General features: G+C 48.0%; 22 protein-coding genes and 1 other annotated feature. Of the genes, 14 read left to right on the top strand and 8 right to left on the bottom strand.

From position 1 onward, the window contains the following. The first annotated feature begins 10 nt into the window (after positions 1–10). The 7 genes from GPK49_RS06245 to GPK49_RS06215 all read left to right on the top strand — a co-directional run bounded on the left by GPK49_RS06245 (position 11) and on the right by GPK49_RS06215 (position 4,745). Positions 11–385 carry a DUF6145 family protein gene (locus GPK49_RS06245; RefSeq protein WP_016407040.1) on the top strand — a complete coding sequence of 125 codons (375 nt, stop codon included), beginning with the start codon at positions 11–13 and terminating at the stop codon, positions 383–385. Between the two features lie 217 nt (positions 386–602). After that, positions 603–1,256: an ECF transporter S component gene (locus GPK49_RS06240; protein WP_243108021.1), complete on the top strand. Its 654-nt coding sequence runs from the start codon at positions 603–605 to the stop codon at positions 1,254–1,256. A gap of 93 nt (positions 1,257–1,349) precedes the next feature. Beyond that, entirely contained in the window at positions 1,350–2,129 is a 780-nt protein-coding gene (locus GPK49_RS06235) for a type III pantothenate kinase (protein ID WP_215677050.1), read from the top strand. Positions 2,130–2,174: 45 nt separating this feature from the next. Further along, entirely contained in the window at positions 2,175–2,942 is a 768-nt protein-coding gene (locus GPK49_RS06230; protein ID WP_215677049.1) for a type III pantothenate kinase, read from the top strand. Between the two features lie 72 nt (positions 2,943–3,014). Then, positions 3,015–3,980, top strand: a complete 966-nt coding sequence (gene dusB / locus GPK49_RS06225) for a tRNA dihydrouridine synthase DusB (RefSeq protein WP_215677048.1) — start codon at positions 3,015–3,017, stop codon at positions 3,978–3,980. Positions 3,981–4,122: 142 nt separating this feature from the next. Next, on the top strand, positions 4,123–4,326 hold the full coding sequence (locus GPK49_RS06220) for a helix-turn-helix transcriptional regulator (RefSeq protein ID WP_118581244.1): 204 nt from the start codon (positions 4,123–4,125) through the stop codon (positions 4,324–4,326). Beyond that, positions 4,323–4,745 carry a hypothetical protein gene (locus GPK49_RS06215; protein ID WP_215677047.1) on the top strand — a complete coding sequence of 141 codons (423 nt, stop codon included), beginning with the start codon at positions 4,323–4,325 and terminating at the stop codon, positions 4,743–4,745. The genes GPK49_RS06220 and GPK49_RS06215 overlap by 4 nt, the downstream gene beginning before the upstream one ends. A gap of 89 nt (positions 4,746–4,834) precedes the next feature. Here the strand turns inward: GPK49_RS06215 and GPK49_RS06210 are convergent, their stop codons facing one another. The 5 genes from GPK49_RS06210 to metG form a co-directional block, all read right to left on the bottom strand. Next, positions 4,835–7,384, bottom strand: a complete 2,550-nt coding sequence (locus GPK49_RS06210; protein WP_215677046.1) for a heavy metal translocating P-type ATPase — start codon at positions 7,382–7,384, stop codon at positions 4,835–4,837. Positions 7,385–7,424: 40 nt separating this feature from the next. After that, the gene (locus GPK49_RS06205; protein ID WP_016407048.1) at positions 7,425–7,688 is read right to left on the bottom strand and encodes a metal-sensing transcriptional repressor; all 264 of its coding nucleotides are present in this window, start codon (positions 7,686–7,688) and stop codon (positions 7,425–7,427) included. Between the two features lie 180 nt (positions 7,689–7,868). Next, on the bottom strand, positions 7,869–8,666 hold the full coding sequence (locus GPK49_RS06200) for a G5 and 3D domain-containing protein (protein WP_016407049.1): 798 nt from the start codon (positions 8,664–8,666) through the stop codon (positions 7,869–7,871). Between the two features lie 420 nt (positions 8,667–9,086). Next, positions 9,087–9,851, bottom strand: a complete 765-nt coding sequence (locus GPK49_RS06195) for a TatD family hydrolase (RefSeq protein WP_118581119.1) — start codon at positions 9,849–9,851, stop codon at positions 9,087–9,089. A gap of 2 nt (positions 9,852–9,853) precedes the next feature. After that, the gene (gene metG / locus GPK49_RS06190) at positions 9,854–11,833 is read right to left on the bottom strand and encodes a methionine--tRNA ligase (protein WP_215677045.1); all 1,980 of its coding nucleotides are present in this window, start codon (positions 11,831–11,833) and stop codon (positions 9,854–9,856) included. Positions 11,834–11,924: 91 nt separating this feature from the next. Continuing rightward, positions 11,925–12,167 (bottom strand) — a binding site (T-box leader). A 220-nt stretch (positions 12,168–12,387) separates the two neighbouring features. Here metG and GPK49_RS06185 point away from each other — a divergent pair. Beyond that, positions 12,388–12,699, top strand: coding sequence for a barstar family protein (locus GPK49_RS06185; RefSeq protein WP_118581113.1), 312 nt, complete (start codon positions 12,388–12,390; stop codon positions 12,697–12,699). Positions 12,700–12,748: 49 nt separating this feature from the next. Here GPK49_RS06185 and GPK49_RS06180 read toward each other — a convergent pair whose 3' ends face one another. Further along, positions 12,749–13,864, bottom strand: a complete 1,116-nt coding sequence (locus GPK49_RS06180) for an aminopeptidase (RefSeq protein ID WP_215677044.1) — start codon at positions 13,862–13,864, stop codon at positions 12,749–12,751. A 141-nt stretch (positions 13,865–14,005) separates the two neighbouring features. Here GPK49_RS06180 and GPK49_RS06175 point away from each other — a divergent pair, with 141 nt between their 5' ends. The 5 genes from GPK49_RS06175 to GPK49_RS06155 all read left to right on the top strand — a co-directional run bounded on the left by GPK49_RS06175 (position 14,006) and on the right by GPK49_RS06155 (position 16,949). Then, positions 14,006–14,350, top strand: coding sequence for a NifB/NifX family molybdenum-iron cluster-binding protein (locus tag GPK49_RS06175; protein ID WP_016407054.1), 345 nt, complete (start codon positions 14,006–14,008; stop codon positions 14,348–14,350). A 3-nt stretch (positions 14,351–14,353) separates the two neighbouring features. Continuing rightward, positions 14,354–14,863 carry a YqeG family HAD IIIA-type phosphatase gene (locus GPK49_RS06170; protein ID WP_016407055.1) on the top strand — a complete coding sequence of 170 codons (510 nt, stop codon included), beginning with the start codon at positions 14,354–14,356 and terminating at the stop codon, positions 14,861–14,863. A gap of 139 nt (positions 14,864–15,002) precedes the next feature. Further along, the gene (efp, locus tag GPK49_RS06165; RefSeq protein ID WP_016407056.1) at positions 15,003–15,566 is read left to right on the top strand and encodes an elongation factor P; all 564 of its coding nucleotides are present in this window, start codon (positions 15,003–15,005) and stop codon (positions 15,564–15,566) included. Positions 15,567–15,607: 41 nt separating this feature from the next. Then, positions 15,608–15,955 carry a CD1247 N-terminal domain-containing protein gene (locus GPK49_RS06160; RefSeq protein ID WP_016407057.1) on the top strand — a complete coding sequence of 116 codons (348 nt, stop codon included), beginning with the start codon at positions 15,608–15,610 and terminating at the stop codon, positions 15,953–15,955. Between the two features lie 109 nt (positions 15,956–16,064). Beyond that, entirely contained in the window at positions 16,065–16,949 is an 885-nt protein-coding gene (locus GPK49_RS06155) for a DMT family transporter (RefSeq protein WP_215677043.1), read from the top strand. A gap of 49 nt (positions 16,950–16,998) precedes the next feature. Here the strand turns inward: GPK49_RS06155 and asnB are convergent, their stop codons facing one another. Together asnB and malQ are read right to left on the bottom strand one after the other, a co-directional pair. Then, the gene (gene asnB, locus GPK49_RS06150) at positions 16,999–18,819 is read right to left on the bottom strand and encodes an asparagine synthase (glutamine-hydrolyzing) (RefSeq protein ID WP_118581104.1); all 1,821 of its coding nucleotides are present in this window, start codon (positions 18,817–18,819) and stop codon (positions 16,999–17,001) included. Positions 18,820–18,902: 83 nt separating this feature from the next. Next, positions 18,903–20,531: a 4-alpha-glucanotransferase gene (gene malQ / locus GPK49_RS06145; RefSeq protein WP_215677042.1), complete on the bottom strand. Its 1,629-nt coding sequence runs from the start codon at positions 20,529–20,531 to the stop codon at positions 18,903–18,905. Between the two features lie 254 nt (positions 20,532–20,785). Between malQ and GPK49_RS06140 the strand changes: the two genes are divergently transcribed. Continuing rightward, a complete protein-coding gene (locus GPK49_RS06140; RefSeq protein ID WP_215677041.1) occupies positions 20,786–21,154 on the top strand; it encodes a hypothetical protein in 369 nt (122 codons plus the stop codon). The last annotated feature ends 36 nt before the right edge of the window (positions 21,155–21,190 follow it).

Genomic DNA, 21,190 nt, shown 5'->3' with positions numbered 1-21,190 from the left:
GAGAGGCATTATGGCAAAGAAAATTCTGGCGGCGGCCAATAATAAAGAGCAGAAATATTTTATGGAGGAGGAATTTAAATTCCTGCCCGATACGATTAAAGAGGATTTGAAGCGTATCTGCGTTTATATGGCAGAAAAGCTGAACTGCACTTTTCTGGTAGGCTTTGATGACAACGGGGATGTGTATTTTGAGACTATAAAGCATGAGGGTGATTTTGATTTTGACGAAATCGGTGCAGAACTGGAAATCAAACGCCTGCAAAAGGAAGAGTTGGAGCTGTTCCGTGCGATGGAGCTGTGGTATGTGCTTTTTTGCACAAAAGAGGGCGCACCTGCGAAGGAGGAATTGATGCGCAGAGCGGCAGCAGAGGGGAAAACCTTATAAGATTGTGTAAAAAATAACAAGAAAATCAAAAAAAATATTGTAAAATCCGCAGTTGCTGTTATAATGGATTTGGTTGTGTATCAACGGCGGAGAAAAGGGGAAATAGCATGACCCGTTTCGGGCAGGCATAGAAACACCCCTTGCCGTAAGGCACAGAAAAATATGATTCCAAATCATCTTGTATCCTGCGAGAATGAGAATGAAAGGAGCTTTTCAAATGAGCGAAACAGCAAACACACAGGCAGAAACAGGCAAAAAGGGAAAAATGTCGGCAAGAGAGCTGACCACATTGGGCCTTCTGACAGGGGTACTGCTTCTGATGAGCGTAACTCCCTTGGGATATTTCCATACCTTCGGGTTAGATATTTCTCTGATGATGGTTCCCGTTGCAATCGGCGCGATGCTGATGGGCCCCAAGGCAGGGGCATGGCTGGGGCTGATTTTCGGCGCAACCAGCTTTTATCAGGCGGTGACAGGCTCCTCTGCGTTCAGCACGATGCTGTTTAACATTAACCCGATCTATGCGTTCCTGCTTTGCATCCCCACCCGTGTGCTGATGGGCTTTCTGACAGGTGTGATTTTTAAAGCGGCGCAGAAGGTGGATAAAAAGAAAACAGTCTGCTATTTTGTCGGCGGCTTTTTTGCGGCATTTCTGAATACATTGTTCTTCATGGGCGTGCTGCTTATTTGCTACTGGAATACAGAATTTATTCAGGGTATCAATGAAACATTGGGCGGTCTGAATCCTCTGATGTTCGTGGTTGCGTTTGTCGGCGTGAACGGCGCATTGGAAATGCCCTCCAGCTGTATTGTCGGCGGTATTGTTTCCAAGGCAGTCAACAGAGCATTGTATACGAAAAAGGAAGCATAAGTTTTACATAAATAAGAAAATGTAAATGCATACGGCGCAGGATGGATTTCCTGCGCTGTTCTTCATATAAAATTCCGAATAGGAGAAGGTTTTATGTTATTGGTAATTGATGTGAGCAATACAAATATGGTTTTGGGCGTATTTAATGGGGAGAATCTTGTGGCGAACTGGCGGCTCTCTACGAAAAGCGGACGCACTGCGGATGAAACAGGGCTTCTGATTTGCAGCCTGTTTGCATATTCTGATGTTTCTGTATGCGATATTGAGGCAATCATTGTTTCCTCTGTTGTGCCGGATGTGATGTATTCCACACTCAATGGCATTAAAAAATTCTTGAAAAAAGACCCGATTGTGGTGCGTGCCGGTCTGAAAACAGGTATCAACCTGCGGATGGAAAACCCGAAGGAAATGGGGACAGACCGCATTGTCAACCTTGTGGCGGCGTATGAGCTGTATGGCGGCCCTGCCATCGTGGTGGATTATGAAACCGCAACCACATTTGATGTTGTCAGTGAGAAGGGCGAATTTTTGACAGGCATAACGGCACCCGGACTGCAAACCTGTGCAGACGCTCTGTATCAAAGGGCGGCAAATCTGCCGAAGTTTGAAATTGTGAACCCTGAAAGCGTGATTACGAAAAACACCGTAGAGAGCATGCAGGCAGGCTTGGTGGTCGGGCATATCGGCGAGGCAAAGTATATCATTCAGAGAATCAAGGAGCATTTCAACTGCCCCAATATGAAGGTCATTGCCACAGGCGGCTTGGGCAAGGTGATTTATGAGGAGGAAAAGGGCATTTTTGATGTCTATGACCCTGTTCTTTCCTTGCATGGACTGCGGCTGATTTACAGGAAGAATAGGAACAAACGATAATGAAAAAGCATTACCGGCTTTTTCGGTCAATTAGGAGGAAAGCAGATGCTTTTGGTAATCGATGTTGGAAACACCAACTTTGTTTTGGGCTTATATAAAAAAGAAAAATTGGTAAAGTGTTGGAGAATGACAACCGGCGGCAATCGCACAGCAGATGAAACCGGCATTTTTATTCATGGTCTCTTTGATGCGGCAGGGATAGATGCAGGGAAGGTCGAGGCGGTTATCATTTCCTCTGTTGTCCCCGATATTATGTATTCTCTCACGCAGGGGATTCGCAAATATTTCAATATCGAACCGATGATTGTCGGCGTTGGGATGAAAACGGGGATTGTGATTAAACGGGATGATCCGAAATCCGTCGGCTCTGACCGTATCGTTGACCTTGTGGCGGCAAATGAGATTTACGGCGGCCCTGCCATTGTCATTGATTACGGCACAGCAAACACCTTTGATGTCATCAATGAAAAAAGCGAATTTATCACAGGCTTTATCACGCCCGGCATTTCCTCCTGCGCAGAGGCTTTGTATCAGAAGGCGGCACAGCTGCCGAAAATCGAGATTAAGGCACCGAAGACCATTATTGCGAAAAACACGGTGGACAGCTTTCAGGCAGGGCTTGTGCTTGGGCATATCGGGCAGACGAAATATATCATTGAGCAGCTGAAGGAAAAGCTGAATCTGCCGAATATGAAGGTCATTGCGACAGGTGGTTTGGCAAGGGTGATTGACCCCAAGGGCGAAATTTTTGATGTGCTTGACCCTGTATTGACGCTGAAGGGTCTGCGCATTTTATACGAAAAAAATAAATGATAAGTCAAAAAACAGGTGTTTTGCCTGTTTTTTCTTTCATGGAAAGCTTGAAAAAGAAGGAAGGTGACGGTTATGAAAATCGGGAATGTGGAATTGGAAAACAACGTATTCCTTGCGCCCATGGCAGGTGTGACGGATTTGCCCTTCCGCATCCTCTGCAAGGAGATGGGCTGCGGTCTGGTGTATTCCGAAATGGTGAGCGCAAAAGGGATTTTATATAATAATAAAAACACAACAGAGCTGCTTGAGGTTGACCCGAAGGAACGCCCGGTTGCGGTGCAGCTGTTCGGCTCCGACCCCGAAATTCTGGGGGCAATGGCGAAGAAAATCGAGGAGTATCCCATTGATATCATTGATGTGAACATGGGATGCCCTGCGCCGAAAATCGTGAAAAACGGGGAAGGCTCGTGTCTGATGAAAACGCCCGAATTGGTCGGAAAAATCGTGCGTTCCCTGGTGGAAAGCCAGAAAAAGCCTGTGACGATTAAGTTCCGTAAGGGCTTTGATGAGGAACACATCAACGCGGTGGAGATTGCGAAGATTGCCGAGGCAAACGGCGCGTCCGCGGTGGCAGTGCATGGCAGAACCAGAGAGCAGTATTACAGCGGCAAGGCGGATTGGGATATCATCAAGGAAGTGAAGGCGGCGGTGCAGATTCCCGTCATTGGTAACGGGGATATTTTCACACCGCAGGATGCGAAAAATCTGTTGGAGCATACAGGCTGCGATGCCATCATGGTTGGGCGAGGCGCGCAGGGCAACCCTTGGATTTTCAAGAGGATTCTGCATTATCTGAAAACAGGAGAGCTTCTGCCCGAGCCGACCGCACAGGAGCGCGTAGAGAAGGCGCTGCGCCATTCTCAGATGCTGATTGCCTATAAGGGCGAGTATATCGGGATTCGGGAAATGCGCAAGCACATGGCATGGTATATGAAGGGACTGCCCGGTGCGGCGGAGCTGCGCGGTAAGCTGAATTATGCGGAAACCATGGCGGAAATGAAAGCATTATTACATGAATATTTAAAGGATCATCAGTAAATTTAGGCTCTCTGTGGGAGATTTTGTTACGAAATTTCCTGCGGAGAGTTTTTTAATGCAAAAATGGAAAGTTTACTTGACATTTGAAAGCGAAGGGAATATACTGATGGAAAGTAAGCTTTACATTTTGGAGGAAAACGAAATGAAAAACAGATTGGAGGAAATCCGAAAGGAGCGCGGCATCCGACAGGAGGAACTGGCGCGGGCATTGGAGGTTTCGCGTCAGACCATCGGCTCTCTGGAAAACGGGAGATATAACCCGTCTATCCTGTTGGCATTTAAGATTGCGCGCTATTTCGGCATGGCGATTGAGGATATTTTTATTTATGAGGAGGGAACGGAATGAGAGACAGAAAAAAAGGCGGTTTTCTGTTGGCGGCAGGGGTCATATTTGTTGCGGTATCCGTATTTGTGAAGGACAGCTATTATGCGAATATTCTGCGTTCATGGGGAATAGCATGGGCAGTAATCGGTTTTTTGCGTCTGAGAGAATATTTTTATTATAAAAAGCCGGAGCATCAGGCAGAATATGAAGAAAAAGAAACGGTGGCGCGCATCAATCGGACGGATGAGCGGAAGGTGCTTCTGCGGCAGATGGCAGGGCATAAGGCATATCAGGTGATGTTTTTCGTACTGATTGCGGTCAGCTTTCTGTTTGCCCTCCTGCGTGTGGAATGGTGGGTGACAGGGGTGCTGTGCCTGCTGTGGGTATTGCAGTATCTTCTGGGGATTGCCTTTATGAGATATTATGAAAAGCGGTTGTAAGAAAGAGAGAAAAAGAAAAAGCAGTAACTGCATTGCAAATAAAAAATGGCTGTCTCTATCCGTTTGGGAATAGAAACAGCCATATTTTTTTACTGAATATCTACAACCTCATAGCCTGCATCAGTGACAGCCTTTACCAGTGCTTCATCGCTGATATCCTTCGTCAGCTCTACCTCTGCGGATTTGCCCTCCAGAGAAACGGTTGCCTTTACGCCGTCCATATCGTTCAGCGCCTTGTCTACTCTGCCTGTGCAGTGGCTGCACATCATACCTTCGATTTTCAATACCTTTTTCATTTTTACGTCCTCCTCATTTGGAATGTTTTTCTCGTCTTTTTGCTCTATCACCTGCGCCGTTTTTTCGGCGGAATGTGCCTGATGGGTGGGGGTAAACAGCCTTAATCTGAGGGCATTGCCGACAACGAAGGCAGAGCTGAAGCTCATTGCCGCCGCGGCGAACATCGGGTTCAGCTTCCATCCCAGAACGGAATAGAACACACCTGCCGCAAGTGGAATCCCACAGCAGTTATAGAAGAATGCCCAGAACAAATTCTGCTTGATATTTTTAATGGTTGCGTGGCTCAGCTGAACGGCTGTGACCGCATCCAGGAGGTCGCTTTTCATCAGCACGATATCTGCCGATTCCATGGCAACATCTGTACCTGCGCCGATGGCAATGCCGACATCCGCGCGGGTGAGAGCGGGCGCATCGTTAATGCCGTCGCCGATCATGGCAACCTTTTTGCCACTTTCCTGCAAACGGCGCACTTCCATTTCCTTATCCTGCGGCAGAACCTCCGCAATCGCCTGAATCCCAAGCTGGCTTGCAATGGTGTTTGCCGTACGTTTATTATCCCCTGTCAGCATGACAACGTCAATCCCCATCTGATGAAAGCTGTCCACGGCTTCCTTACTTGTGGGCTTCAGCGGATCAGCCAGACCGAGGATGCCGAGGAGCTTTTCTCCCTCCGCAAAGAACAGCGGTGTTTTGCCCTGTTCCGCAAGCTCTGCCGCTTTTTCGGCGAAATCTCCGAGGTCGATTTTTCTTTCCTGCATCATTTTCAGATTGCCGCCTAGGATATGCTTGCCATTCACATCCGCTTCAATGCCCTGTCCTGCGGTCGCTGAGAGGTTTTCTGCCTTCTGTGGCACAATTTCCTTCTCCTTGGCATAATTCATCACAGCTTCGGCGAGAGGATGTTCAGAGAGTGCCTCAATGGAAGCTGCCGCACGCAGGAAGGGATTTTTCAGCACACCGGGCGCAGGCAGAACATCCGTCACAACGGGATGACCCTCTGTCAGCGTGCCTGTTTTATCCAGAACAACGGTATCAATTTTATGTGCAATTTCCAGACTTTCTGCGGATTTTACCAGAATCCCATATTCCGCACCCTTGCCTGTGCCGACCATGATTGCCGTAGGCGTTGCCAGACCCAATGCGCAGGGGCAGGAGATTACCAGAACCGCAATACCAATCGAAAGGGCAAAGGAGAAGGGCTGACCGACAAGCATCCACACGACCGTTGCGATAATGGCAATCGTGATGACGGTCGGGACGAAAATGCCGCTGACCTGATCTGCCAGCTTGGCAATGGGTGCCTTAGAGGCACTCGCTTCCTCAACTAAGGTGATGATATGGGAAAGGGTGGTATCACTGCCGACATGGGTTGCTTCCATACGGAAGAAGCCGCTTTTATTGACGGTTGCGCCAATGACGCTGTCGCCAACCTGTTTATCCACGGGGATGGATTCGCCTGTAATCGCGCTTTCATCCACGGCGGAGGAGCCTTCGATGATTTTGCCGTCTACGGGGATACTCTGCCCGGGGCGCACCACGATGATGTCCCCAACGGCAACCTGCTCCACGGGAATTTCAACTTCCTTGCCATCCTTCATGACGGTTGCCATCTTGGGTGCCAGATCCATCAGCTTGCTGATTGCTTCGGAGGTTTTGCCCTTGGAGCGTGTCTCCATATATTTCCCGACCGTAATCAGCGTCAGAATCATTGCTGCGCCCTCCAGATACAGCTCCATGGCGTAATGATGCGCCGTCATAAGGTCGCCATGCCCCATATAATACGCCATGGCGTAAATCGCAAAGATGCTGTAGATATAGGATGCGGCAGAGCCGAGCGCTACCAGAGAGTCCATGTTGGGAGCTCTGTTCCAAAGCGCCTGAAAGCCGACAACGAAAAATTTCTTATTGATGATTAAAACGGGCGTTGCCAGCAAAAGCTGTGTCAATGCAAAAATCATCATATTTTCATGCCCCAGAAGAATCGAGGGCAGGGGCGCACCGACCATGTGCCCCATGGAAACATAGAACAGAGGAATCAGAAAGCAGAAGGAAGAAACCAGACGCTTCTTCATAACCTTCATTTCCTCTAATGCTACGTTTTTGGGCGGCTCCTGTGTGGCGCTGTTGGTTGCGCCCTGCACGCTTGCACCATAGCCGCCGCTTTTTACGGCGTTGATAATGTCATCTGTTGAGAGGGCGGTATCGTCATATTCCACGACCATGCTGTTCTGCAGCAGATTTACGTTTACAGTCTGAATCCCCTCCAGCTTGCCGACTGCCTTTTCCACATGAGCAGAGCAGGCGGAGCAGGTCATCCCGGTTACGTCAAATTTTTGTTTCAAAGGGGAGCACCTCCTTTTTCTTTTGAATATAAAAAAATTCTTATTTGATTACTTTACCCATAATTTCAATTAACTCATCAATTTTTTCATCCCGTTCCGCAGCCGTTTCGGCATTGCGGACGCAGGTTTTCAGATGTGCGGAAAGCACTTCCTTATTGGCTTTATTGAGAATCGCCATGGTTGCCATCAGCTGATGGGAAATATCAATGCAGTAGCGATCCTCCTCAATCATGTTGAGGATGCCGTCAATCTGCCCTCTGGCGGTTTTCAGCAACGTGCCTACCTTTTTTTTATCTGCCTGCATATGTCTCTCTCCTCTCTCTTAAGCACCCCCACCCCCTGGGGGAGGGTGTGGATATATTATAGTATTCCTTTTGAAAAAAGACAAGACTCTATTTGATAAAAAATTCTCTTTTTATTTTGAAAAGTATACGGGCAAATAAAAAAGAGTAAATCTGGTTGGATTTACTCTTTGCGCTCTCTTTTATTTCAGAACATAAACGGTTGCATTTCTGACACCCCATCCGTAAGCCTCGGATTTGGAGCCGTAGCAAACGTCTACACGGTTGCCCTTAATTGCACCGCCGGTATCTGCGGCAATCGCTGTGCCGTAGCCGGGGATATAAACCTTGGAGCCAAGGGGAATCACACGAGGGTCAACAGCAACAGTGCCGTAGCCTGCCTTTGTGCCGGTAGCTGTGATGCCTGTGCAGCCTGCGTCATAGGGGGTATAAGCAGTTACCTTTGCACTGATGGCTTTGGAGTAGCTCATGCCGTTTACGACATTCTTGGGGCCAACCTCAACGATTTTATCCTGTGCTGCTGTGACTACCTTTTTCTCAACAAACTGTGTATCCACCAGCTCGCTGCCGTGGTAGATTTCTTTTTTGATGACAGATGCAACGCCTTCCTTGCCCTCCTGCACCACGCGGCTTTCGCCGGCTTTCAGGGAGCTGTTTGTGCGTTCTACTGTTTTGTAAGCAATCGCTTCTGTAGTTGCGACTGTTTTTTCTGTGACGGATGTCAGAGAAAGTGTCATCATTGCTTCGATGGGGTCGCTTTCCTTTGCGTCCTCCAGATAGAATTCGGTGTCAATGGTGTCCGCCAGATCCTCCAGCAGCTCACCTACGGTTTCCTTATCGGTGGAAACCATTCGGGGTGCGCCATCCATATTGATGACTACAGATTGCATAGATTCGGATTTGCTGTAAGCAGATGCTGTTCCGCAGCCGATTACCAATATAAATACTACGATAGCAAATACTCTAAGATGTGTTTTCATTTTTACCTCCTTGAACGAGCCGTACTGCCGTTTTTGTGGGATGGCAGGGGATTTCGTTTCCTGTAGTTATTCGATGATAGACATTAGATTATGCCTTGACCTGTCCGTGAATGGGGGACAGTCGCAGTCTATTTACACGGGGAGTCGTCACTTCCGCATAATGTTTACGCTTTTTGATTGACTGCAAAAAATAAAAGACATATCGTTCTTCTGATATATCTTATTCTTTCTACGTTGCATATATTAACACATTTGTAACAATTACGCAACCTTTTTTAAAAAATATTGCAATTATTATTAAAAGAAATAGCGAAAATCTGCAATCATTTTGCAAAGAAAAACTCTCGGAAACCTTGATTTTACAAGGTTTTCGAGAGTTTCGGATTTTTAAGGATTCTGTCGAAAATTTTTTTTGAAAAATTATTTAAAAAATAAAGATTTCGCGTTTTTTTCGGAAATTTCTGCGACCGTTTCGGGGGGCAGATTTTTGATTTCCGCAATTTTTTCGACCACATATTTCAGGTTTGTGGAGTCGTTTCTTTTGCCGCGGTTCGGATTGGGTGCGAGGTACGGACAATCCGTTTCAATGAGGATGCTTTCCATAGGGATTGCCGCAACGGTTTCCACCAGCTTTTTTGCATTGGAGAACGTCACCACGCCGCCAACGCCGATGGAAAAGCCCATCTTCACATAATCCAGTGCCATTTGGGCAGAGCCGGAATAGCAGTGGATAGAGCCGCGGCGCACAGAGGATGCCTTGATGATATCAAAGGTTTCCTGCGACGCATCTCTAGAATGAATGATAACAGGCAGATTGGTTTCCTCCGCCAGTCTGAGCTGCTGACGAAACCAGAAGCGCTGTAATTCCTTCGGGTGGGTATCGTAATAATAATCCAGACCGATTTCCCCGATGGCAACGACCTTTTTATGCTCGCTCAGCTTTTTCAGCTTCGCAATCGTTTGCGAGGACATATCATAGAGCTCATGGGGGTGTACGCCGACGGCAGCGTAGATGTAGTCATATTTTTCAGCCAGATGGATGCTCATTTCGGAGCTTTTCACATCACAGCCGACATTGATGACATTGCTTACCCCGCAAGAAGGAAGAAGCTCCCGCAGGAGCTCCTCTCTGTCTTGCTTGAATCTCTTGTCGTCATAATGTGCGTGAGAATCAAAATAATTCATAATTAGCTGATGCTGCTGCCGCTTTCAAAGTCCTTATCATCTGTGGTGAGGATAGACAGCTTGCCGTCCTTGTCTTCCGCACACAGAATCATGCCATAGCTCATTTCGCCCATCATTTTTCTGGGCTTGAGGTTGTAGGCAACCACAACGCGCTTGCCAACCAGCTCACCGGGGGCATAGGTGTCCTTAATGCCGGAGAAGATGACTCTTTCCTCCTCGCCGAATTTTACCACGTTGCGCAGCAGCTTTTTGGATTTGGGTACTTCCTTGCTTTCGATGACCTCACCGACCTTCAGCTGTACCTTGCAGAAATCGTCAATCGTGATTTCGGCAGGATATTCCTCCTCGGGAGCCTCTTTCTTGGGCTCCTCCTTCTTTGCCTGATTTGCAAGGGAGGTAGCCTGTGCCGCCTTGATGGCAGCCTCCAGAGATTCCAGCTCCTTCTTCATATCAATACGAGGGAAAAGGGTTTCGCCCTTTGTAACAGTCAGCTCCGCGGGCAGCAGACCCCATGTCTTTGTGCTTTCCCAATTGGTCAGCGCACCCTCTGTGATGTTCAGCTGTGCCCAGATTTTTGCAGGGGTCAGGGGCATGAAGGGCTGAATCAAAATGGAGATGATACGGATGCTTTCCGCAACATTGTAGAGAGCATTTGCAAGCTCTGCCTTCTTTGCTTCATCCTTGCACAGTACCCAAGGCTGTGTTTCGTCGATATATTTATTGGTGCGGCGAATCAGGTTCCAGATTTCAATTAAAGCATCGGAGAAAAGCATGTTGTCCATCTTTTCCTCTACCTTGGGAACGGTTGCCGCAGCCATTGCCTTGAGGTCTGCATCAAAAGCAGTTTCGGTTCTGTCTGCGGGCAGCTTGCCGCCGAAGTATTTTTCAATCATGCCAACGGTTCTGGAAACGAGGTTGCCCAGATCGTTTGCCAAATCGGAATTGATGCGCTGAATCAGTGCTTCGTTTGTGAAGTTGCCGTCCTGCCCGAAAGCGATTTCTCTCAGCAGGAAGTAACGGATGGCATCCACGCCGTATTTTTCCACCAGAACAACGGGGTCAACCACGTTCCCGACGGATTTGGACATTTTGCCGCCGTTGATAACCAGCCAGCCGTGACCGAATACCTTCTTAGGCAGAGGAATATTCAGTGCCATCAGCATGGCAGGCCAGATAATTGCATGGAAACGCACGATTTCCTTGCCGACAACATGCACATCCGCAGGCCAGTATTTTTTGTAGTCCGCATCGTTGTCGCTGCCGTAGCCAAGAGCGGTAATATAGTTGGAAAGTGCATCAACCCAAACATATACAATATGCTTGGGGTCAAAGTCTACAGGTACGCCCCATTTAAAGGAGGTACGGGAAACCGCTAAGTCCTCCAGACCGGGCTTCAGGAAGTTTGCAATCATTTCATTCTGGCGTGTGTTGGGCTGCAGGAATTCGGGATTTTCTTCATAATATTTGATGATTCTGTCGCCGTATTTGGAAAGGCGGAAGAAATAGCTTTCTTCCTTCAGAAGTTCTACGTCACGTCCGCAGTCGGGGCATTTGCCGTCCTTCAGCTGTGTTTCTGTGAAGAAGGATTCGCAGGGGGTACAGTACCAGCCTTCATAAGCGGATTTGTAGATATCTCCCTGATCATACAGCTGCTTAAAAATTTTCTGTACGGCTTTCACATGGTAATCATCTGTGGTGCGGATGAATCTGTCATAGGAAATTTCCATCAGCTTCCACAGCTCCTTAATACCCGCAACCACCTTATCGGTGTACTGCTTGGGGGTCATGTTCTGTGCGGTTGCGATTCTTTCGATTTTCTGCCCATGCTCGTCCGTCCCTGTCAGGAACATTACGTCATACCCACGCAGTCTTTTGTAGCGTGCCATGGTGTCTGTCGCTACTGTGCAGTAGGAATGACCGATGTGCAGCTTATCACTGGGGTAGTAAATGGGAGTGGTGATATAAAATTTTTCTTTAGCCACAAGTATCTCTCCTTTTTATTGTTTTCATTATAATAAGTAAAAACCAAACCATCCGTAAGGCTTTTTGCCAATAAAAAACCCGTCCTTCTTTTGAAAGGACGGGCGTTTTGCCGTGTTACCACCTTACTTCGTTTTCCCCTCGCGGAAAAAACCTCATGAAGTCCGAGGACTCCTGCGCAATAACGGGCGCACCCGTCGCAGCCTTATGATCCGGGGGATATTCGGTGCGAAGCTCCAAGGCCATCTTCAGCGGTTGCTCCTGCGCCTCTTTTCAGCTTGTCGAGGCTCTCTGTGGCATAGCGTTGCCGCCTACTCTCCTTTTCATTGCTCTTGTTCTAATAAATTTCATTCTACTATATTTCCCTCTTTTCTGTCAATGGATACAGTGAGAAGGAATTTAAAAATTTCCTTTTCTACGGAAAAAGCTGAAACGCTTTGTTTCCTGTGTGCTTCTTTTTGAAAGGAGAGGATTGTTTTTATCGTATGAAAAGTGTAAACTGGAAAACATGAAAAGCAATCGGAGCAGAAAATAAAAGTCGAGTGAGAGGAATAAAATGGAAGAAAGACAGATTGTTTTGGATTTTACAGGCTGTAAATATATTACGGAAGTACATTGGAGGATTAGAGATACATTTCATTTTCCCGGCTTTTATGGAGAAAATCTGGATGCACTCTGGGATATGGGGTGTGATTATATCGGTTCCTGGAAGCCGGAAACGACAACTGCTATTATCATTCGAGGGGTATATCAGCTGCCAAAGGACATAAGAGAATATTTTCTTGATAAAATCATGGGAGTATTTTATGATATTGAGAATTTTTATAAGGATTTTAAAATAAAAGTCAGATTTAAAATCAAAGATTAAAAAAAGGATACCTGAAGCATGGTGTTTCGGGTATCCTTTTTCATTTGCCTTATTTCAGATTTTCGGGGTTCAGGCATTCCAGCTCGGGCAGAAGGAATCTGCCGTCCTTGCGAATCAGCACATCATCAAACCAGATTTCGCCGCCGCCGTATTCGGGTGTCATAATCAGCACCAGATCCCAATGGATTGCGGATTTATTGCCGTTGGGGGCATCCTCGTAGCAGTTGCCGGGCGTAAAATGGATAGAGCCTGCAATTTTTTCGTCAAAAAGAATGTTGTTCATGGGCTTTGTGATATAGGGGTTTACGCCAATGGCAAATTCGCCCACATATCTTGCGCCCTCGTCTGTGTTGAATACCTTTTCCAGACGCTCCTTGTCATTCCCGTCGCAGTCTACGATTTTCCCGTCTTTGAAGGCCAGGCGTACATTTTCAAAGGTAAAGCCGTTGTATTCGGAGGGGGTATTATAGGTAATCACACCGTTGATGGAATCGCGCACCGGTGCGGTATAAACCTCGCCGTCGGGGATATTGCAGCCGCCGGCACACTTGATGGCAGGAATATCCTTGATGGAGAAGGAAATATCCGTACCCCTTGCCACCAGACGCACGCGGTCTGTTTTATTCATCAATTCCACCAGATGCTCCATGGCATCACCCATTTTGCCGTAATCCAGATTGCATACATTAAAATAGAAATCCTCGAAATCCTCCAAAGAGGTCTTGGCGGACTGAGCCATGGCATTTGTGGGGTAGCGCAGTACCACCCATTTTGTATGTGGCACACGAATCTGATGATGCACAGGGTCATCATACAAACGGTTCTGGATATCGATTTTTTCTGTAGGCACGTCATACTGCTCTGTCAGGTTGTCCTCGCCACGCACGCCGATGAAGGCATCCATCTGTTCCATCAGGCGGCAGTCCACCTCTGCCATGATTTTCTGCTGTTCCTCTGTTGCACCCAGAAGCAGCTCCCGTTCCAGAGAGTTTGTCATCATTTTTACAAAGGGAATCGCACCCACCCTGTAGGTCTCCTTGATAATCTGCTTCACCAGCGGCAGCGGATGCACGCCGTTGCAGGAAATCCAGACCTTTTCGCCCTTTTCCAGTTTGCAGGAAAAATGCACGAGGTTATATGCTAATGTTTTGATTCTTTCATCCATTTGAACAAGCTCCTTTCGTGCCGTAAAAACGGCTTTCTTCCATAGTATTGTACAATGTTTTACGAAAATACGCAAAGAAATTGACAAACATAGGCGAAAAAAGATAAAATAATAAAATATGGCAAGAAAGGGGGATTTTTGATGCGTGTTGCAATTCCCACAAAAAACAACAGAATCGATCCGCAGTACAGCCGTGCGGCGGAATTTACGATTTATGAAATAGAAATCGAGCTGGTGAAGAAAAAGGAGGTTGTTCCGCTTGGGAAAACCGCCATTGCGGATTTTCTGACAGAGCAGGATATTAACGCCGTTATCTGTGGCAACATCCGTTCCTCTGCCCGTAATATTCTCCGCGCAAAGCGGATTGAGCTGACCTATGGGGTGCTTGGCGAGGTGGATGATGTGATGATTCGCTATCTCAGCGGCGAGCGTTTGGGGGATATTGATGAAAACGCCTACTGGAAAGCAGGCAGAGAAGGAGAGTAATCTATGGCACTACTGGAACGTTTTTTTCCGGATATTTATGTGAAATCTGTATTTGAGCTGCCCTTGGAGGATCTGAAAAAACTGGGCATCCGCGGTCTGGTGTTCGATATTGACAACACCGTTGCGCCCTTCGATGTAGCAGAGCCGGATGAGGAAATTGTGGAGCTGTTTGCTTTTTTGCGAAAAGAGGGATTTAAGCTCTGCATTTTGTCCAATAATACCAAGGAGCGTGTGCAGCTGTTTAACCGCAGGCTTGGTGCGCTGGCAATCCATAAGGGAGGCAAGCCCGGCATCAAGAAGCTGAATCGGGCAATGGAAATCATGGGGACAACACCCAAAACCACTGCCATGGTCGGCGATCAGGTCTTTACGGACATGTGGTGCGGACACCGGGGCGGACTGCTCTGCATCATGACTGCGCCTATCTGCAACCGAGATCAGCTTATTACAAAGGTAAAACGCGGTGCAGAGCGTCAGGTGATGAAGGTTTATTTCAAGAAATACGGGAAATAAGCATTGTTTTTTTAATTTTTTATTGAAAAATGTAGCTTCATCTATTAGAATATAGAAGGATATGTTTATTTTTGGAACGATAGAATAAACATCGATTTTGGATTTATAAAAATGATAAATAATTTGAGGAGGAAATATCATGATTTCTGCAGGTGAATTTAGAAAAGGCATTACTTTTGAAATGAACGGTGAGCCCCATGTAATTCTGGACTTCCAGCACGTTAAGCCCGGGAAAGGCTCTCCCTTCGTAAGAACAAAATACAAAAATATTCTGACAGGTGCTACAAGAGAAGAAGCGTTCAACCCCAACGATAAATTCCCCAAGGCACACATCGAAACAAAGAAGATGCAGTATCTGTATAATGATGGTGAGCTGTACTACTTCATGGACAACGATACCTTCGACCAGATTCCTCTGCACCATGATCAGGTAGAAGAAGCACTGAAATATCTGAGAGAAAATGATGAAGCAACCATTAAGTTCTACAAAGGCGCTCCCTTCCTGGTAGAAGCACCTCAGTTCGTAGATTTGGTTATCACAGATACAGAGCCCGGCTTCGCAGGCAACACAGCACAGGGCGCGCTGAAGCCTGCTACTGTTGAAACAGGTCTGGTAATTCAGGTTCCTCTGTTCATCGAATCCGGCGAAAAGGTTCAGATTGACACAAGAACAGGCGAATATCTGGGCAGATCCAAAGAATAATTCTGAACAGACACTTGCATTTGATTTGGAGGCTATGACAAATGGAATATTTTGAAAAGAAGATTACCTATCTGAGAGGTCTTTGTGATGGGAGTGATTTTCCTGCCGAGAGCAAGGAAGGAAAGATTTTCCATGGGATTCTGGATGTTCTGGATGACATGGCTTTCATGCTGGAAACCTTCATGGACGATGAGGATCTCGTGATGGAGGATGAGGATTTGGACGAAACAGATGAGCCCATTTTCTTCTATTCCTTTAACTGCCCTTCGTGTGGACAGGAGCTCGATGTAGATGAACAGACCATGGAGATGCAGACGGAAATCCCTTGTCCCGGCTGCGGCGCAACAGTGCCGATTGGTTCCGCGGATATGGATGATTTGAAGTTCTAAAAAATAACACTGTGCCTTCGCCGCAGGCGAAGAAGGCAGTATGAAGAAGCTAAGGTGTAATCCCAATGATAGGGTTACACCTTTTTTCCTATTAGAAAGAGGCAAAGAGATGGACGAGAAGAAAAAAATGCTGCTGGCGGATTTTGCGCTTTTGCTGGCGGCGACCTTCTGGGGGATGGGCTTTGTCGCAGGGGATATGGCGGCAAAGGCGTTCCCGACCTTTTGGATTATGACGGTGCGGTTTCTGGGAGCGGCGGTCTGGATGGGACTTCTGTTTCGCCGCGCAGTAAAGAGCAGTACGAAAGAGGATATCAAGGCAGGAATGATTCTGGGCGGACTGCTCTTTCTGGCACAGCCGCTGCAGATTATTGCGCTGCGCTACACAACGCCCTCAAAGCAGGCATTTCTGGTGACAACGTATGTGATAATTGTGCCGTTTATTTCGTGGCTTGTGCTGCGCAAGCGTCCACAGAATAAGGCTTTTGCCGCAGGGGCAATGGCGCTTTTCGGAATTGGGCTGATTTCTCTGAGCGGCTCCCTGCGTGTGGAATTGGGGGATGCACTTTCACTGCTGTTTGCACTGGTGTATTCGTTTCTGATTGTGGCAACGGGGATTTGTGCGAAGAAGGTGAGCCCTCTGGCAATGTCCTTTTATCAATATCTGACGGCAGGAGGACTTTCCCTTATCACAATGCTGATTCTGGGGGAAATGCCGCAGGCGTATCCGCTTGTCGGTGTGGGTGCGATGGCATATCTGATGATTGTGAATACGGTTGGGGCGTATACCCTACAGAATATTGCGCAGAGATATACTTCCGATACCCATTCGGCGGTGCTGCTTTCCATGGAATCGGTGATTGGGTATTTCTGCGGCGTGGTGCTGTATGGCGATCCCTTTACCACGCGCGTGCTGATCGGGGGATTGATTGTGTTTGGCGCGGTGCTGCTTTCAGTGCTGAACTGGAAGGAAATATTTAGAAGAAAACAGGCATAAAAAGAAAGACCGAAATCTCATTGAGAAATCGGTCTTTTTTGTTTTTGCCTTAACCAAAAAATTGCTTATGCCAAACGAGGAACATATAGATTGTCCAGATTTTACGGCTGTTATCCGCCTTCCCTGCCTTATGCTCGTCCAGATATTTCATGATTTCGTCCACCTTGAAGAATTCCTCTGCCGCAGGGCTATGGAAGGCTTCCTTTACCATGTTATAGTAATTTTCCTCTCTCAGCCAGATGCGGATGGGAACGGGGAACCCGAGCTTTTTCTTTTCTGCGACCATATCGGGCAGATAGCGGTGTGCCGCCTGCCGCATGGCAAATTTCGTATTTTCCTTATTGACCTTGTATTCTGTCGGAACCTTACGCGCTACATCGAACACAACTCTGTCCAGAAAAGGCACACGCACCTCAAGGGAGTTCGCCATGCTCATTTTATCGGCTTTCAGAAGAATATCCCCAATCAGCCAGAAATGAATGTCGATATACTGCATTTTGGTGACATCATCCAGGTCCTTCGCCTTATCGTAGAAGGGCTTTGTCAGCGCGGTATGGGGGTATTTGCCCGTAGGGTGCTTGAGGATGCGCTCGCGTTCTGCCTCATTGAGCATGAAGGCGTTGCCGATAAAGCGTTCCTGCAAATCCTTGCTGCCGCGGATGAGGTAGTTTTTGCCCTTCATTTTCGGCAGCTTCTGCGCCATGGCACCCAGACCCTTACGGATGGGACGGGGCAGGCGTGTCAGGGGAAGCAGGTCATGCGGCTCGCGGTAGATATTATAGCCGCCGAACAGCTCATCTGCGCCCTCGCCGCTCATGCAGGTCTTTACCTGCTCCGATGCGGTTTTTGTGACGAAATAAAGTGCAATGGCAGAGGCATCCGCCAAAGGCTCGTCCATGTGATACTGCACGGTGGGGATGGAATCCCAGTATTCCTTTTTGGAAATCAGCTTGCTGTAGTTATCAATTTTGATTTTTTCGGACAATGCCTTCGCATAGTCGATTTCGTTATATTTTTCGTAATCAAAGCCGACGGTAAAGGTCTTGTCTCCATGGAAGCAGGCAGCAACATAGGAGCTGTCCACGCCGCTGGAAAGGAAGGAGCCGACCTCGACATCCGCAACCTTATGCGCCTTGATGGAATCCTGCATAGCTGCATCGATTTCATCCACATATTCCTCCAGAGATTTGCTGTGGTCTGCCTCAAACACAGGCTCCCAATAGCGTTTGATATCCATTTTGCCGTCCTTGAAGGTGAAGCAATGCGCAGGCATCAGCTTGAAAATGCCTTTGAAGAAGGTTTCCTCCAGAACGCTGTACTGGAAGGTCAGATAATTTTCCAGTGCAATGGGATTGACCTCTTTTTTGACATCGGGGTGCGCCAGAATTGCCTTGATTTCGGAGCCGTAAATCAGATTGCCGTTGGCAATGGTGTAATAAAAGGGCTTGATGCCGAAAAAGTCTCTTGCGCCGAAGATGGATTTGTTTTTCTTGTCCCAGATAACGAAGGCAAACATCCCGCGCAGCTTTTGCAGAAGTTCCTCGCCCCATTCCTCGTAGCCGTGAATCAGCACCTCGGTATCGGCACGGCTGCCCATGACGTGCCCCTTGGCTTCGAGTTCCTCTCTTAATTCTCTATGGTTATAAATCTCGCCGTTGAAGGTGATAACCATATCTCTTGTTTCGTTATAAATGGGCTGACTGCCGCCCTCCAGATCCACAAAGCTGAGACGGCGAAAGCCCATGGCAATGCCGTCATCCAGATGGGAACCGTCACTGTCAGGCCCTCTGTGGATGATTTTATTTTTCATTGATTCCAGAATTTCCTCGGGCGAAGCAATCTGCCCGGTAAAGCCGCAAAAGCCACACATATATTTTTCCTCCCTTTCAGAAAAGGTTTTTGCACATATTTTTACATCTTATTACTGTAGCACAAAGGAAGGGGAAAAGCAACTTAACGAAGAAATTCGTCGGTTTCCTCCGCTGCTTTTTCTGTCTGCTCATTTCTGCCGAAAAGGGCGGAAAGATAACGCAGTCCTTCGGAAAAGCCCTCCTGCCACCAATCGAAGGAGAAGGTGAAGCCCCAATTGCCCCTTGTTGTGCCGGGAATATTCATGCGGTGCTCTGTGCCGAGGGAAAGCACATCCTGTAGGGGCAAAATGGCGGTATCCGCAGGAGAGGAAAGCGCAAGGCGGATAAAATCCCATGCCGCATTGGAGCCGTCCACGTTCAGATAGCGGCGGTAGTGATCCTTTTCCTGCTCTGTTGCCGCTTGGTACCAGCCGTTTGTGGTGTCATTATCATGCGTGCCGGTATAGACAACGGTATTTTTATCGTAGCAATGGGGCAGATAGGGGTTGTTTTTTCCCTGCCCGAAGGCAAACTGCAAAATCCGCATGCCGGGGAGTCCTGCGAAGTCGCGCAGGGCGGCAACCTCATCTGTAATGATGCCCAAATCCTCCGCGATGAGAGGGAGGGGAGAGCCGAGCTTTTCTTTCAGCAGGGTAAAAAATGCTTCGCCGGGGGCAGAAGCCCATTTGCCGCCGCGTGCATTCTCTGCCCCAAATGCGACCTCCCAGCAGGCGGAAAAGCCGCGGAAATGGTCAATGCGAAGGATATCGACATCCTGCAAATTCTTTTGGATACGGGAAAGCCACCACGCAAAGCCTGTTTTTTCGTGCTCCCGCCAAGCATAGTGCGGATTGCCCCAAAGCTGTCCCGTCTCACTGAAATAATCGGGCGGCACGCCGGTGACACAGGTCGGGAAGCCCTTGCTGTCCAGACGAAAGAGCTTCTGATGCGCCCAGACATCTGCGCTGTCATAGGAGACGAAAATGGGCGCGTCCCCGATGACGGAAATGCCTTTTTCGTTGGCGTAGGCCTTCACTGCCTGCCACTGCTTTTGGAAGATATATTGCAGGAAAATTTCCTTTTCGATGGCAGGTGCAAGCTGCCTTCTCCATTTTTTCAGAGAAAGAGCGTTTCGCCTTTTCAATCCGCGTGGGAAGGAGACCCAGGAAACATTGTCATAATATTCATGCAGCTTTTCCTCGGAAAGGGAAAGCCCTGCACATTCCTCGCAGAACAGGTCGAAGCCCTCAGCGGCTTCTTCTGTGGCGCGGACGGAAAGAAAATGCTGCTTCAGCGCAGTATAGAGGGCGTAATCATCGAGCCAGTAGGCATTTTCAGCCTGAAAGGCAGCATAATCCGCAGGGGCTTCCTTTTGCTGAAAGGCTTGAAAGGCTTTTTCGAGCAGGGGCAGCTTGACCGCTGCCGCTTTTTCGTAATCAACCCTTGCGGCAGGGGGAACGGAAGCGTTCTGCAAGTCCGCTTCGCTCAAGAGACCTTCTTCCAGAAGCAGCTCCGGGCTGATGAGCAGGGGATTGCCGGCAAAGGCGGAGGCGCTGGAATAGGGTGAGCCGCCTGCATCGGTGGGGACGAGAGGCAGAATCTGCCAGAGGGTCTGCTTGGCTTCTGCGAGCCTATCAAGAAAGGTATATGCCGCCTGCCCGAAATCACCCACGCCGAATGCGGACGGCAGGGAGGATGGGTGCAGGAGGATACCGCTTTTTCTGTTTGCCATAGAGGATCACTCCTTTTTCAAAATCAAATTTCAAACAATATTTTTATTATTATACCATGTTTGCAGGGAAAGAAAGCAACTGCGAAGCAGATATTTTCTTCCGCAAGGCATGATATGAGCAGGCACGTTTTTTTGTTAAAATTTGCAGGCTCTGCCAGAAAAAGACGGGGTTTTTCGCACAGCGAACGGAAACAATAACAAGGCAATCAAAACGTATTGCAATAAAAATATCAAAAATATCTGGGAGGGATTTTATGTTTGGCAGAAGGGCAGGACTTTTTTCCGCATTGGCGGCAGTGATGCTGCTGCTCGGCGGCTGCGGCAACGCAGGAGCGAATCTGGGCGGCACGATGGATGGCTATAACAATGGCTATGGCAACGGAAGATATGCAAACGGCGGCGCAGCCTACTGGGACGGCTACGGCATCAACAGCGGCAGAAGCATGGATAATGGTGCGAATTATACCACCTACGGCACACGAAATGACAGCACCGGTACTACCCTTGGGCAGGATTTAGAGGACACCTGGGATGACCTGACAGGGCAGGACAGAAAAACAAAGGATAAGGACAGCAAGGCCGGCAGCAAAACAGAAAACAACACCAACAGAGTGGTCGATTAAGAAAGAGAGCGTGGCGGAGAATCTCCGTTTACGCTT

It is taken from the genome of Clostridium sp. MCC345 (assembly GCF_018785345.1).
GTDB classification, from domain to species: domain Bacteria; phylum Bacillota; class Clostridia; order Lachnospirales; family Anaerotignaceae; genus Anaerotignum_A; species Anaerotignum_A faecicola.
This window is presented reverse-complemented; position numbering and strand designations above follow the sequence as displayed.

Bases quoted from the DNA above. Each gene is read 5' to 3' on its own strand.
- GPK49_RS06245 (WP_016407040.1), top strand. From the start codon at position 11: ATGGCAAAGAAAATTCTGGCGGCGGCCAATAATAAAGAGCAGAAATAT.
- GPK49_RS06240 (WP_243108021.1), top strand. From the start codon at position 603: ATGAGCGAAACAGCAAACACACAGGCAGAAACAGGCAAAAAGGGAAAA.
- GPK49_RS06235 (WP_215677050.1), top strand. From the start codon at position 1,350: ATGTTATTGGTAATTGATGTGAGCAATACAAATATGGTTTTGGGCGTA.
- GPK49_RS06230 (WP_215677049.1), top strand. From the start codon at position 2,175: ATGCTTTTGGTAATCGATGTTGGAAACACCAACTTTGTTTTGGGCTTA.
- dusB (WP_215677048.1), top strand. From the start codon at position 3,015: ATGAAAATCGGGAATGTGGAATTGGAAAACAACGTATTCCTTGCGCCC.
- GPK49_RS06220 (WP_118581244.1), top strand. From the start codon at position 4,123: ATGAAAAACAGATTGGAGGAAATCCGAAAGGAGCGCGGCATCCGACAG.
- GPK49_RS06215 (WP_215677047.1), top strand. From the start codon at position 4,323: ATGAGAGACAGAAAAAAAGGCGGTTTTCTGTTGGCGGCAGGGGTCATA.
- GPK49_RS06205 (WP_016407048.1), bottom strand. From the start codon at position 7,688: ATGCAGGCAGATAAAAAAAAGGTAGGCACGTTGCTGAAAACCGCCAGA.
- GPK49_RS06200 (WP_016407049.1), bottom strand. From the start codon at position 8,666: ATGAAAACACATCTTAGAGTATTTGCTATCGTAGTATTTATATTGGTA.
- GPK49_RS06195 (WP_118581119.1), bottom strand. From the start codon at position 9,851: ATGAATTATTTTGATTCTCACGCACATTATGACGACAAGAGATTCAAG.
- GPK49_RS06185 (WP_118581113.1), top strand. From the start codon at position 12,388: ATGGAAGAAAGACAGATTGTTTTGGATTTTACAGGCTGTAAATATATT.
- GPK49_RS06180 (WP_215677044.1), bottom strand. From the start codon at position 13,864: ATGGATGAAAGAATCAAAACATTAGCATATAACCTCGTGCATTTTTCC.
- GPK49_RS06175 (WP_016407054.1), top strand. From the start codon at position 14,006: ATGCGTGTTGCAATTCCCACAAAAAACAACAGAATCGATCCGCAGTAC.
- GPK49_RS06170 (WP_016407055.1), top strand. From the start codon at position 14,354: ATGGCACTACTGGAACGTTTTTTTCCGGATATTTATGTGAAATCTGTA.
- efp (WP_016407056.1), top strand. From the start codon at position 15,003: ATGATTTCTGCAGGTGAATTTAGAAAAGGCATTACTTTTGAAATGAAC.
- GPK49_RS06160 (WP_016407057.1), top strand. From the start codon at position 15,608: ATGGAATATTTTGAAAAGAAGATTACCTATCTGAGAGGTCTTTGTGAT.
- GPK49_RS06155 (WP_215677043.1), top strand. From the start codon at position 16,065: ATGGACGAGAAGAAAAAAATGCTGCTGGCGGATTTTGCGCTTTTGCTG.
- asnB (WP_118581104.1), bottom strand. From the start codon at position 18,819: ATGTGTGGCTTTTGCGGCTTTACCGGGCAGATTGCTTCGCCCGAGGAA.
- malQ (WP_215677042.1), bottom strand. From the start codon at position 20,531: ATGGCAAACAGAAAAAGCGGTATCCTCCTGCACCCATCCTCCCTGCCG.
- GPK49_RS06140 (WP_215677041.1), top strand. From the start codon at position 20,786: ATGTTTGGCAGAAGGGCAGGACTTTTTTCCGCATTGGCGGCAGTGATG.